Consider the following 13,945-nt stretch of genomic DNA (forward strand, 5'->3'; position numbering starts at 1 on the left):
TTGAAAATTGCTGTCGTCATACTAAACTGGAACGGAAAACAATTGTTAGAGCAATTTTTACCATCTGTCACACAATATTCTGAGGGTGCAGATATTTATGTTGCAGACAATGCGTCTACTGATGACTCTATAGATTTTGTGAGTAGCCAATTTCCGGAGATAAAAATTATTAAAAACAGAACAAATGGCGGCTATGCTAAAGGGTACAATGATGCACTAAAACATGTTCAAGCTGATGTGTTTTGTTTACTAAATAGTGATATTGAAGTCACTCCAAACTGGCTAACTCCTATTATTTCAGAATTTGAAATTAATCCTGAAACTTCTATCATTCAACCAAAAATTTTAGACTATAAAAACAAATCTTATTTTGAATATGCTGGTGCAGGAGGCGGATTTATAGACAAATATGGTTACGCATACTGTAGAGGTCGCATTTTTGATACCGTAGAAAAAGATAACGGTCAATATGATGATACAACTTCTATTTTCTGGGCTTCTGGTGCTTGTTTTTTTATTAAAAAATCAACTTTTGAAGCACTCCATGGTTTTGATGAAAGCTATTTTGCTCACTTTGAAGAAATCGATTTATGTTGGCGAGCTTTCAATGCTAACTTTATTACTAAATATGTTGGTGCATCAACAGTGTATCATGTTGGAGGTGCCACATTAAATGCCGTAAATCCTAAAAAGACTTATCTCAATTTTAGAAATAGCTTATTTACAATCACTAAAAATGTAAAGGGTTTTCTCTTCGGAATAATCTTTACCAGATTAACTCTCGATGGGATTGCAGCGTTAAAATTCTTATGTAACTTAAAAGTCAATCACTTTGGGGCTGTAATAAAAGCACATATCGGTTTTTATGCGCATCTCCCAAGACTTTTAAAAGAGCGGAAACAGCTTCCGAAGAAAAAAAATTATTACCAAACCATGTCTATCATATGGTCTTACTTCGTAAAAAAACGCAATACGTTCTAAATGTTAGTAAATGTGTTAAAATTTTAGTTAAATAGGCTAAAAGGGATTATTCTTTTCTCTAATTTTGATATGTTCTAAGAAATGAACAAATAAAGGTTTATAACTAATTTTTAAAAATAATTATGAGAAAATTAATGCTATTAAGTGTTGCTGGGATGTTAATTTTGACGTCGTGTGTGTCTAAGAAAGAATTTATGGCACTCGAAACCAAGCAAAAAGATACACAAGATTTGTTGAATTCTGCAACTGTGAAATTAAACAGCTGTTTATCTGATAATGCTGCTTCAATGGCGCGTGTAGAAATAATGAAAGATCAATTATCTGATTTACGTAAAACAAACCAAGATTTAATTGATACAAAAGGAAATCTAACAACCTTAACTCAAAAAGGTGCTGATAACTTAGAAAAGTCCTTAGAAAGTTTAAAAGAAAGAGATTTAAAAATCACAAGACTACAAGATGCTTTAACTAAAAAGGATAGTGTAACCTTAGCTATTGTTTCAAGCTTAAAGAAAGCAGTTGGAATTAGTGATCCAGACATTGAAATAAATGTGGAAAAAGGTGTCGTATTTATCTCTATTGCAGATAAATTGTTATTCCAATCTGGAAGCTATAATGTGACGACTAGAGCTAAAGAAGTATTAGCGAAAGTAGCGAAAGTCATTAACAGCAAACCAGACTTTGAAGCTATGGTTGAATCGCATACAGATAACGTACCTTATTCTAAAGGTGTATTAGTTGATAACTGGGATTTAAGTGTAAAACGTGCAACATCTGTTGTTAGAGTCTTAGAAGAACTTCAAGTTAACCCACAACAATTAATTGCAGCTGGTCGTAGTTCTTATGTGCCTTTAGTGGAAAATGATACTGCTAGTAATAAAGCTAAAAATAGACGTACGCGAATAATAGTACTTCCTAAAATTGACCAATTCTATAAAATGGTTGAAGAAGAAATGAAAGCTCTATCTCAAGGTAACTAATTCAGAATATAAAATAGTAAAGAAGCTCAATTGAAAGATTGGGCTTCTTTTTTGTTGTTACATTGAAATTTACAGAGGTCTCAAAGAAGTTCTAGACGAGTTTTCATCTTTTTGAATATAAAAGTTTCAAAAACAAAGAAACATGATTCTCTATAGTCTAAGTGTAATACTTTTCAAATACCTGTATAACCGTTTTTTAAAACACTACAACAATCACTGTGTATTTTAAAAAATCTCTAAACTTCCTTTACCCTCTCTCACAATTATAGGCTCGTCTTCAGATAAATCAATTACCGTAGAGGCTTCATTGTCACCATACCCTCCGTCAATCACAATATCTACAAGATTACCCCATTTTTCGAGTATTAGTTCGGGATCTGTGGTATATTCAACGACAAAATCCTCATCTCGTATAGAAGTCGATACTAATGGATTTCCAAGCTGTTTTACAATTTCTATAGTTATCGCGTTATCTGGCACACGAATCCCGACCGTTTTTCGCTTCTTAAAAGGATTTGGTAAATTTTTTGATCCTGGCAGTATAAAAGTATAAGGACCTGGAAGCGCTCGCTTTAATATTTTAAACGTAGAGGTATCTATCTGCTTGACATAGTCACTCAAATTACTTAAATCTTCACAAATAAATGAAAAATTAGACTTTTCTAGCTTCACACCTTTGATTCTTGCAATCTTCTCTAAGGCTTTTATATTGGTGATGTCACAACCTAGGCCATAAACCGTATCTGTGGGGTAAATAACCAATCCACCCCGTTTTAAAACATCAACGACTTTCTTAATCTCTTTAGGATTAGGATTCTCCTTATAAATTTTTATCAATTGTGCCATAATAATGTACCTTACAATTACGTTTGCAAAGTAATTGATTATTTCATTATGAAACGAGCATGTTAAAAACTTTATTAACCAAAGACAGGATTAATAGCGAACAGATCGTAAACGTTGAAAAATAATAAGTGTATACACATGAAAACTATTAAAACCACATTAGTCTTAATTTTTATAGCCTTCGGAATATTCTCCTGTTCAGATGATAACGCTTTAATTATCGATCCACAAGATGAAATTTCCCTAGAATTTCGCCAAGAATTGAATGTCTCCTATGGAAATGATAATGATCAAGTCTTTGATATCTACTTACCAGCAAACCGAACTATAAACACTAAAGTGATGATTTTAGTTCATGGAGGCGGATGGACATCTGGTGATAAATCAGATATGGATGATTTTAAAGATATCATGCTTCAAGACTTACCAAACATAGCTATCGTAAATATAAATTATAGACTAGCAGATACAGATAATCAACCCTATCCAATGCAAATAGATGACATCACAACTATTGTCAATGTACTTAAAGCGAATCAAAACGACTATGTGATTTCTAATGATATTGGCTTTCTAGGCACTAGTGCTGGAGCCCATTTATCAATGCTTTGGAGCTATGCGTTTGACACAAATAATAATGTGCAAATGGTAGCAAGTGTTGTAGGACCTACAAATTTCACAGATCCTGCATACACAGAAAATGAGAATCCGATATTACAAGAGATTATTGACACCTTTGGAATTGACGTTTCTACAGCCTATTTAGAAGAACTAAGTCCGTATCACCAAGTAACCTCAAAGTCTCCACCAACAATCTTATTTTATGGTGGACAAGACCCACTAATCCCAATAAGCCAAGGCATAGATATGGAAACTAAATTATCAGAGTTTGGTGTTACGCATCAATTCACGTTATACCCAAATGCTGGTCATGGCTGGATTGGACTAGAATTATTGGATACTTGGACAAAGTTGAAAGCGTTTACTGAGGTGCATTTAGAATAAAAATCATGTTTCTTTTTCTTCGGAAATTTTAAGATTTAACTAAAACCCCTATCCTAAAACATCCAACTTAGCAAATCGAAGCAGCAACTTCTTAATGCCTCCAACTTCAAAATTAATTTCAGCCTTAACATCGGCACCTTTGCCTTCAATTTTTAGAACTTCACCTTTTCCGAAGCGACTATGCTCCACAATATTACCAACAGTTAACGTGCCATCAAAAAGATTAGTTTTATCTGGTGGACTTGACTTAGACACAAGTTTTAAATTTTTAGGCGCTACAAATTTAGGAGGCTTATTGCTTTCCGACTTTCGCCTAATAGGCTTTTTAAACCGAATTTGATTCGGCTCAATGTCACCAAAAATATCTGCACTCAACATTGGGTTTTGTCTTGGATCATTTATAGGCGTAATGATATCTACAAATTGATCATCTATTTCTTCTATAAATCGACTAGGTTCTGCATCAATCAATTTTCCCCAACGGTAACGAGACAAGGTATACGTTAAATACGCCTGATTTTCTGCTCTAGTTAAAGCCACATAAAACAAACGTCGCTCCTCCTCTAGCTCACTTCGTGTATTCATACTCATAGCACTTGGGAATAAATCTTCCTCCATACCAACGACGAACACATGAGAAAACTCCAAACCTTTCGCCAAGTGAATCGTCATCATAGCAACGTGATTGGGATCCCCTTTATCACCATCTAAATCTGTAGCGAGCGCGACATCTTCAAGAAATTCTCCTAAAGAATCTCCTGCATCTGCAATTTCTATTTGACCTTCTACAAAGTCTTTAATACCATTTAAAAGTTCTTCAACGTTTTCTAAACGCACTTGACCTTCTGGTGTACCGTCTTTATTAACTTCTCTAATTAATCCGCTAGATTTAGTAACATGCTCTGTAAGCTCAAAGGCATTTGCGGTTTGATTCATCACTTGATAGCTCTCGATAAGCGTTGTGAAATCTCTCAGCTTATTTTTAGTCCCTTTATTGATATTAATATCAACCTCATCAATATGTTGAAGTACTTCAAAAATTGTTTTGCCAAAGCCATTAGCAGCTATTACCAAACGATCAATAGTGGTTTGTCCAATACCTCTTGCTGGATAATTGATAATACGTTTAAGCGCCTCTTCATCGGCAGGATTCAATATTAAACGCAAATACGCAGTAACATCCTTAATCTCTTTACGTTGATAAAACGATAAGCCTCCATAAATTTGATATGGAATATCACGTTTGCGAAGTGCATCTTCAATAGCTCTCGATTGCGCATTGGTTCTATATAAAACAGCAAAATCACTATTAGGTAATTGATGATTCATTTTGTTTTCCATGATGGTACTCGCCACAAAACGACCTTCATCACCATCGGTTAGTGATCTATTGACTTTTACTTTTTCACCTTCGGTATTTGCAGTCCATACAATTTTATCAAGTTTGGTTTTGTTATGTTCAATAACAGAGTTTGCTGCACCTACAATATTTTTGGTAGAACGGTAATTCTGTTCTAAACGATATACTTTTACATCATCGTAATCCTTTTGAAAATTTAAGATGTTATTTATATTTGCACCACGAAAGGCGTAAATACTCTGTGCATCATCACCTACCACACAAATATTTTGAAAACGATCAGACAAGGCTCTCACAATCAAATACTGTGAATGATTTGTATCCTGATACTCATCTACCAATATATATCTAAACTTATTTTGATACTGCGCCAACACATTTGGAAAACGCGTTAATAATTCGTTAGTGCGTAAAAGTAAATCATCAAAATCCATCGCACCAGCTTTAAAACAACGATCTACATAGTTCTTATAGATTTCACCCATTCTAGGGCGTCTTGCAGCAGTATCTGCTTCAATTAAATCTGGATTTTTAAAATAAGCTTTTACCGTAACCAAGTTGTTTTTATAAGACGATATGCGACTGTATACCTGCTTGGTTTTATAGATGTCTTTCTCCAAGCCCATTTCTTTAATAATGGAACCTAGAAGTTTTTGAGAATCCTGAGTGTCATAAATCGTAAAATTACTAGGGAAGCCTAAATGATGACCTTCAAAGCGTAAGATTTTAGCAAAAACTGAGTGAAATGTACCCATCCAAAGATTTTTTGCTTCGCCATCTCCAACGATATCGGCAATTCTGCCTTTCATTTCTTTAGCAGCTTTATTGGTAAATGTCAATGCCAAAATATTAAATGAATCCACACCTTTACTCATCAAATACGCAATGCGATAAGTCAATACTCTCGTTTTACCTGATCCTGCACCTGCTATGATAATCATAGGACCATCTACTTGAACCGTTGGCTCATATTGCGCTTCGTTTAACTGACTTAAATACTTCTCCAATTTGTACAATTTTTAGTAAGCGTGAAATTAACCAAAACCCCCGTTTTTATTAAACGTTTTTATAAATAATTATAAACAATTCATTCATAAAACCAACTTTACAATTTTTTAAATATCTTTAAGCTTAATCTTAAATTTTCAAACATGCGTTACCTCATTGTTTTCTCTTTTTTCTTCGGAAGTTTAGCTGCATTCTCACAAAATGATCTAGAAAAAGACATTATAGATATTGAATCTAAAGTCATTGAATGGCGGCGCGATTTTCATCAAAACCCAGAATTATCTAATCAAGAATTTAAAACAGCCAAAAAAATTGCTGCACACTTAAAATCCTTAGGCTTAGAAGTTCAAACAGGAGTCGCAATAACTGGAGTCGTTGGTATCTTAAAAGGAGATTTACCTGGGAAAGTTGTGGCTTTGCGAGCAGATATTGACGCGCTCCCAGTGACAGAACGGAATGACCTCTCTTTTAAAAGCACCGTAGAAACCGAATTCTTAGGAACTAAAACGGGCGTTATGCATGCTTGTGGTCACGATACACACACCGCAATTTTAATGGGCGTTGCAGAAGTACTATCAAAACATAAAGACAAAATAAAAGGAACTGTTAAATTCATTTTTCAACCAGCAGAAGAAGGTCCACCTCCAGGAGAAGAAGGTGGAGCAAAATTAATGATTAAAGAAGGTGTTTTAGACAACCCAAAAGTTGAGGCTATTTTTGGCTTGCATATTCGTTCTAATTACGAAGTCGGCACAATCTATTATAAAAAGGGTGGCATCATGGCTTCTGTTGAACGTTTTGTTATTAATGTAACAGGCAAACAAACCCATGGTGGAAGACCATGGCAAGGTGTTGACCCTATTTTGATTTCAGCAAAAATTATTGATGGCTTGCAAACTATAATTAGTAGAGAATCAAAATTAGTTGATGAGGCAGCCGTTATTACAGTTGGGAAAATTTCCGCAGGAACACGTTTTAATATCATTCCAGAAACAGCTGAGTTAATTGGAACTGTTAGAACTCTAGATCCAGATATGAAAGCGCTTATAGAAAAACGAATGACAGAGATGACTAGAGATATTGCTAAAGCTTATGGTGGAGAAGCTACTATTACATTTCAAAATAATACAACCATAACTTATAATGATTTTGATTTGGTAGATCAAATGCTTCCCACAATGCAGCGTATTGCCGGAGATAAAAATGTACGCTTACGCAAAGCAACTACTGGTGGCGAAGATTTTTCTTATTTTCAAGAAGTCATTCCTGGCTTTTATTTCTTTTTAGGTGGTATGACTCCAGGAAACACAAAAGCTTTCCCGCACCATACTCCTGATTTCAAAATTGATGATAATGGTTTGCTTTTAGGTGTTAAAACTATGACGCATTTGGCATTAGATTATTTGAATCAATAGAATGCATAGACGACCATTGTGAGCAAAAGTAATTTTTTGCATCAAATTATTTATGTAAATTAATTTTAGGCCTATTTAGACTAAAAAAAATATCTTTACATCTTTAATTGAATTTTATGGATACTTTTTTAAACTTTATTTCTCATATCTCTTGGTGGATGTGGATTATTATTGCCTTAGCTCTTGTAGCTCTTCGCGATATAATTCAACGCCGACACAGTATTAGTCATAACTATCCAATAGTGGGACACTTTAGATATCTGTTAGAAAGTATTGGTCCAGAAATAAGACAATATTTCGTAGCCAACAATAGAGAGGAATTACCTTTTAATCGCATAGAACGTGGTTGGATTTATGCCTCTGCCAAAAGCGAAAACAATTATGAAGGTTTCGGTACTGATCGAGATATCTACGCACATCAGCATATATTCATCAATAATGCGATGATTCCTTATAAAGTTGAAGATGACCATGTCAATGCTAAGAATCGGTACTTTTTGCCATGTGCTAAAGTAATTGGGGCGCACAACAAACGAAGACGACCTTTTCGTCCAGCATCTGTAATTAATGTTTCTGCTATGAGTTTTGGCTCGTTGTCTGCAAGGGCAATTGACTCATTAAATAAAGGTTGTAAAATAGCTGGTGCGTATCATAATACTGGAGAAGGTGGTTTATCGCCTTATCACAGTAATGGTAGTGATGTTATATTTCATTTTGGAACTGGTTATTTTGGAGTACGAACAGAAGATGGTAATTTTTCTATGGAAAAAATGAAAAAACTGGTTGAAGACAATCCTTTTGTTAGAGCGATTGAGCTTAAATTATCTCAAGGAGCAAAACCAGGGAAAGGCGGTGTATTACCAGGTGAGAAAATAAATAAGGAAATTGCAGAGATTAGAGGAGTAGAAATTGGCAAAACCGTTTTATCACCACCAAACCATAAAGCATTTACGACCATCCCAGAGATGGTAGATTTTATTGAAGCCATAGCCGAAGAAACAGGTCTACCAGTTGGAATAAAAGCGGCTATTGGAAAATTAGAGCAGTGGGAAGAGCTTACTGATATTATGAAAAACACGGGTAGAGGCCCAGATTTCATTACTGTTGACGGTGGTGAAGGTGGCACAGGTGCTGCTCCTCCAAGTTTTGCAGATCACGTAAGTTTACCTTGGGTTTACGGATTTGGAGATTTATATAAATTATTTCAGAAAAAAGAATTAGAAAAACAGATCGTTTTTATAGGGAGTGGAAAATTGGGCTTTCCAGGCAAAGCTGCTATGGCTTTTTCAATGGGTGTAGATATTATTAATGTTGCTCGTGAAGCCATGATGAGCATTGGTTGTATTCAAGCTAAAGTTTGCCATACAAACAGATGCCCAAGTGGCGTCGCAACACAGAGTGAGTGGCTACAACGCGGTATAGATGTTCCATTAAAATCTGAACGTGCGGGACAATACTTCAAGACTTTTAGAAAAGAGTTTTTAGAAATCACACATGCTGTTGGCTACGAGCATCCTTGCCAGTTTAAAATGAGTGATATTGAACTAAACGTTAATGATCATAATTTATCATCTGAGCTCAGTTTAACGTATCAATACAAAAAAACACCTGTACCATTTAATGGTATGCAGTCTTTAAAGGATTGTGAGTATTTAGGTGGAAATAACAGAAAACACAAATAAACTTATCATTAAAAAAAACAATAACCAATTATGGAACAACAGTTAATTAATTTATTAATGTTTATAATTCCAGCTTTAATTACTGGTGCAATCGCTTTCTTATTTTTTCGAGAGTTTGTAGAAAATGAAAATAGAAGACGTGAGTTTTTGATTCAAAAAGATTTACAAAAAGACAGTTTACCAATGCGCCTTCAAGCTTATGAAAGATTGTCGCTTTTCCTAGAAAGAATCAAGCCTGCAAAACTACTAGTTAGAGTAATACCAACATCTTCAAATAAAGAAGATTATGAATCTTTACTTATAGCAAATATTGAACAAGAATTTGATCATAATTTAGCGCAACAAATCTACGTTACAGATAAATGCTGGAGCATCTCTTCTACCGCAAAAAACGCAACGATTCAAATGATTAGAAAAGCAACATTATCAGATAAAGTGGATAGCTCAGATAAACTTCGCGAAGTGATTCTAACAGACATGATAGACAAAAGAGCACCTAGCGATGCAGCACTTTCTTTTATTAAAGACGAGGTTTCAGATCTCTGGTAATCGACATATATTAACTATAATACAGTGTCCTTTAAAGAAAACAGTGCAGTCTTCTTCGCCAAAACAACTATCAGCGCTTCTTCTGAGGCAATTATCCATATTCAAATAGTTCTTAAAAACTGAACTTGAACAAAGCGAAAGAAACGCGCAACTATGAATTGATTTTACTGACTAGAAAAAACAAAGAAGGATGTTTTTTTTACTGAGTACGTCTTAGTACAGAATCATCCTTATGCTTCTTCTTCGCATAAGTATAACCTTGCTCCCACCATTTAGTCATCAATCGTTTACTAAAAATTAAAGAGTTTTCAGTTAAGCTTGTTGGTGTATAATACAAATTAAGCTTTACGCCTCTGTTTTTCGCAGCAAGTTTTCCAATCACGATATCATTTTTCTCAACTTGATCCAGCAAGTGACCAAACAGATTGAGCATTAAAGAAAACGGATTCTTACCTAAAACTTTAATGCGCTCCATTTGCTCGGCCTCTAAAACAATAGCATCGATTTCTGTTGCACCTCTCAAGATAGCTTCGCGTATTGGGATAACACAACCCAAACCACCATCTGCATATTCATAACCGTTTACTGTTGCTAAAGACATAAATGGAATGTAATTACATGAAATCCAAACCCAATTACAATACTCTTCATAAGTACAATCCTTAATAGATTTATACTCTACACGATTCATTGATAAATTAGAAACAGTCACCACAACATCTTCCTTTGTTTCCTTAATCTTGTTGTATTCTTCTTTTGTAAAATTGCGTTTTATATGTCGTCTTAAAGCTTTACTTTCCCCGAATGTACGCTTACGTCTTACGAATTGCCAGAGTGAATTCACAAAATCAATGGACACATACTCACGATCTCCTTTTTGATGCTGTACAAATGGACTAATACTAAAAATATCATGTTGCTGCACATTAGTAAACACCTCATAAAGCTTACCTATATCTCCTAAGGCCAAATGATTCACCAGCAAACTCCCTGTTGATGTTCCTAAGAACATGTCGTACTGCCGACCTTGATCTTCTATCAAGTATTGCGCAACTCCTCCTGCAAATGCGCCTTTACTCCCTCCTCCTGATATCACTAGTGCTCTCAAATAACTATTTTTTTTATTCTGATATAATATTCAACTCACTAACTTCTTCATCTTTAAATTTAGCAAAGTTGAATCCTCTTTGCCACCATTGCGTCATTTTTTCTTTTTCAAATATTAATGAATTCGTAGTAAGCACGGTTGGTGTGTAATAAAAATTAATAATAGCTTCTTGATTGGTAGCTACAAATTTACCAATTCGGATATTACTGTTTTCAATTCGGTCCAGCATAAAAGCGAACATATTCGTCAATAATGAAAATGCATTTAACGAAGGCATTCTATTGAGCTGCGAAACCTCAGTTTGTAAAACTATAGCATCAACTATTGTCGCTCCTCTTCTTATAGCCTCTTCAATAGGCACCATAGACCCTAAGCCTCCATCAGCATATTCGCAACCGTCTTTTTTAACTAAGGACATAAATGGTATATAATTACAAGATATCCAAATCCATTCACAAAAAGCGTCATAGCTAAAATCTTTGATAGATTTATATTCCACCTGGTTTAAAGACAGGTTTGAAACCGTTACCACTACATCAATATCTCTTTGTTTTAACAAATCAAATTCTTCACGCAGCAGTGTTTGATCTATAAGCGATTTCAAATTAAAGCTTTCTCCAAAGGTTTTACTTCCTTTTAAGATGTTCCTCAGTACATTAAAGTGATTAATTCCAATGGTTTCAATACCTTTTTTCCTTCTAATAATAAAGGGGCAAATACTAAAAATTGATGATTGACTTACATTAGTATACACATTCTTAATCTTCTCTATGTTATTCATAGCCAAATGTGACACTAATAAACTCCCTGTAGAAGTTCCAATAAAAATATCATAATCGTTTCGCTTTTCCTCAATAAGATACTGCGCTACACCTCCTGCAAACGCTCCTTTACTTCCACCTCCTGAAATCACTAATGCTCTCAAATCAATTATTTTTAAGTTGCTTTATTAATTCTCTGTATTGGTTATTCGTTTTAAGAGTTTCTAACAAATCTTTAGCAAATTTTGAAAATCTCCAGTTATGATGCGTTGTCGCTAAGATTAAACTTTTAATAGATTCTGATTCAAATCCGCCAATTAATTTTAAATAATTAAACGCATTCATTCGTAATTCAAAATGATGCTCAGGCAAACTATAACCAATTAACTCGTTTAAAACAACTTGTTTATTATCTGTCTGATATTCAATTGTGTTTAAATGTAGTACTAACCACAGTAATCTCACATTATAATCGTTAAAACCTTTAATATCTTTGGTTTTCTGTAAGTATTTAATGCGTTCCTCAGGGAAGTTCGCCCATAAATTATACAACGCAGCTTCTATAGTCACAAAAGATTTGTCGCTTAAAAGCGATTCATACTCCAATTTTAATTCCTTCGGAATAGTACTCACATATTGAGCGATTGCTTGCCGCACTTCTATATTATTAATGAAAGCTTCAGCTTCTAAATGCTCTGAAATTTGACTCACTACCTTTATTTTCCCCTTATCGGAAATATTTGAGACCAGGTAATCCTTGCATTTTTGAGAATACTCCTCACAATTAATAGCTAGGTATTCTCTCATGAAAGCAGATTTTTTAAGACTTTTTACGATGGCATCTTCCGGTAATGTCACCTCAGTCAACCAATCATTTACAAAGACAGATAAGTCCTGTTGGCTCGATTTTTCAACTTCAGAAATAAAATCACTAGTATTTACATTTCCGAATTGATGGTTGTTCAAATACTTCTTAGTAGCTCCTTTAAATGCAGAATCACCAACCTGCTCTCTCAACGCGTGTAATGACCAAGCGCCTTTTTTATAAAAAGTTGTGCTGCTCGATTTAGGATTTAAAAGCGATGTGCTTTGTCCAGCTTCTTCCTGAGTAATTAACTCCTGGGCATTTTCAAACAACTGCCAATAATAATGATCATCCCCAAAAATATCTCGTTCTGCCAGCAACGCATAATAAGTAGCAAAACCCTCTTGAAGCCAATGATGTTCTCCAGAAGTTGCTGTAACTAAATCACCAAACCATTGATGCGCCAATTCATGAGCATTAACAGTGATGTAATTTTTATCATTAAACCCAATAGAATCCACCATAAAACCATCAGAAAAAACAGTAAGACTTGTGTTTTCCATACCTGAATACAAAAAATCTTTGACAGGTACTTGTTTATAATTTTGCCAAGGGTACGGAAACCCTATTTCAGCCTCCAAGAAATCAAACATTTGTTTTGAGTAACGATAGGTTGGCTCAACTTTTAGAGAATCTTCTGGATAATAGTAATATACTAGCGGAATTCCGCTTTTAGAAGTTTCTGTTTTTTTGTCGTATTTACCAATAGCTAGAGCAACTAGGTAACTTGACATTGGTTTTTGCATATCATAAGTCCATTTGGTATATTCTTTACCAATCTTTTTTTTTATGAGCTTACCATTAGATAAAACTTCATACCCATTGTCATGATTTATTGACAAATCAAATTCGATTTTATCATTGACATCATCGATGCTTGGCAACCAGTTACTCGTATATTTTCCTTGTCCTTGTGTCCAGATTTGGTCATCAACAAAGTATAAAGCCTTTTTGGGAATGCATTCATAAACAAAGCTCAACTTAATTATTAGCCCTCCTTTAAAATCATCATAAAACCAAATTTTATCGTCTTTGACAATAGACTTTACCACTCGTTCGCCGAAAGGCCTCTCGGAAGTGTACTCAATTCCAGTGTTTTCCCAAACTTCAGACTTTAATTGAATATTCTTAGCATCTAAAAAAATAGAATCTACATCTTTAAGAATTTCAAATTCAACAGAATACATCCCATTAACACTTTTTAGCTGTGATGACAGATTGAGATTCGCGTCAATCGATTTGAAATCCACATAATCCGTTTGTTGAGCGGTTACAATTCCGAAGAAAAATAAGAAAACGATAAGTTGTAGAAATTGTTTCATGTGCAGGCTTTATCAAAGATGAGACCAAAATACTATTTTTTATCATCTCGACCGAATGGAGAG

General features: G+C 34.5%; 11 protein-coding genes. 6 read left to right on the forward strand and 5 right to left on the reverse strand.

Going from position 1 to position 13,945, the window contains the following annotated elements:
* Both H593_RS0117445 and H593_RS0117450 read left to right on the forward strand, forming a co-directional pair.
* On the forward strand, nucleotides 1-981 hold the full coding sequence (locus H593_RS0117445; protein WP_028873599.1) for a glycosyltransferase family 2 protein: 981 nt from the start codon (nucleotides 1-3) through the stop codon (nucleotides 979-981).
* A gap of 122 nt (nucleotides 982-1,103) precedes the next feature.
* Nucleotides 1,104-1,961 (forward strand): OmpA/MotB family protein, encoded by an 858-nt coding sequence (locus H593_RS0117450; protein ID WP_028873600.1) that lies wholly within the window; start codon nucleotides 1,104-1,106, stop codon nucleotides 1,959-1,961.
* Between the two features lie 225 nt (nucleotides 1,962-2,186).
* On the opposite strand, the gene H593_RS0117455 is transcribed toward H593_RS0117450, so the two are convergent.
* Nucleotides 2,187-2,807, reverse strand: a complete 621-nt coding sequence (locus H593_RS0117455) for an L-threonylcarbamoyladenylate synthase (RefSeq protein WP_028873601.1) — start codon at nucleotides 2,805-2,807, stop codon at nucleotides 2,187-2,189.
* 138 nt (nucleotides 2,808-2,945) lie between these two features.
* Between H593_RS0117455 and H593_RS0117460 the strand changes: the two genes are divergently transcribed.
* Nucleotides 2,946-3,812 (forward strand): alpha/beta hydrolase, encoded by an 867-nt coding sequence (locus H593_RS0117460; protein WP_028873602.1) that lies wholly within the window; start codon nucleotides 2,946-2,948, stop codon nucleotides 3,810-3,812.
* A gap of 48 nt (nucleotides 3,813-3,860) precedes the next feature.
* Here H593_RS0117460 and H593_RS0117465 read toward each other — a convergent pair whose 3' ends face one another.
* Nucleotides 3,861-6,179, reverse strand: coding sequence for an ATP-dependent helicase (locus H593_RS0117465; RefSeq protein WP_028873603.1), 2,319 nt, complete (start codon nucleotides 6,177-6,179; stop codon nucleotides 3,861-3,863).
* A gap of 144 nt (nucleotides 6,180-6,323) precedes the next feature.
* On the opposite strand from H593_RS0117465, the gene H593_RS0117470 reads away from it, so the two are divergent.
* The 3 genes from H593_RS0117470 (at nucleotide 6,324) to H593_RS0117480 (ending at nucleotide 9,826) form a co-directional block, all read left to right on the forward strand.
* A complete protein-coding gene (locus H593_RS0117470; protein ID WP_028873604.1) occupies nucleotides 6,324-7,595 on the forward strand; it encodes an amidohydrolase in 1,272 nt (423 codons plus the stop codon).
* 116 nt (nucleotides 7,596-7,711) lie between these two features.
* Nucleotides 7,712-9,277, forward strand: a complete 1,566-nt coding sequence (locus H593_RS0117475) for an FMN-binding glutamate synthase family protein (RefSeq protein WP_028873605.1) — start codon at nucleotides 7,712-7,714, stop codon at nucleotides 9,275-9,277.
* Between the two features lie 30 nt (nucleotides 9,278-9,307).
* On the forward strand, nucleotides 9,308-9,826 hold the full coding sequence (locus H593_RS0117480) for a DUF7935 family protein (protein ID WP_028873606.1): 519 nt from the start codon (nucleotides 9,308-9,310) through the stop codon (nucleotides 9,824-9,826).
* A 199-nt stretch (nucleotides 9,827-10,025) separates the two neighbouring features.
* Here H593_RS0117480 and H593_RS0117485 read toward each other — a convergent pair whose 3' ends face one another.
* Genes H593_RS0117485 through H593_RS0117495 form a run of 3 tightly spaced genes read right to left on the reverse strand, consistent with a single transcriptional unit; the run spans nucleotide 10,026 to nucleotide 13,882 of the window.
* A complete protein-coding gene (locus H593_RS0117485; protein WP_028873607.1) occupies nucleotides 10,026-10,934 on the reverse strand; it encodes a patatin-like phospholipase family protein in 909 nt (302 codons plus the stop codon).
* A gap of 13 nt (nucleotides 10,935-10,947) precedes the next feature.
* Nucleotides 10,948-11,859 (reverse strand): patatin-like phospholipase family protein, encoded by a 912-nt coding sequence (locus H593_RS0117490; RefSeq protein ID WP_028873608.1) that lies wholly within the window; start codon nucleotides 11,857-11,859, stop codon nucleotides 10,948-10,950.
* 1 nt (nucleotide 11,860) lies between these two features.
* On the reverse strand, nucleotides 11,861-13,882 hold the full coding sequence (locus H593_RS0117495) for a M1 family metallopeptidase (RefSeq protein ID WP_028873609.1): 2,022 nt from the start codon (nucleotides 13,880-13,882) through the stop codon (nucleotides 11,861-11,863).
* Between the last annotated feature and the right edge of the window lie 63 nt (nucleotides 13,883-13,945).

It is taken from the genome of Psychroserpens burtonensis DSM 12212 (assembly GCF_000425305.1).
Lineage (GTDB): Bacteria > Bacteroidota > Bacteroidia > Flavobacteriales > Flavobacteriaceae > Psychroserpens > Psychroserpens burtonensis.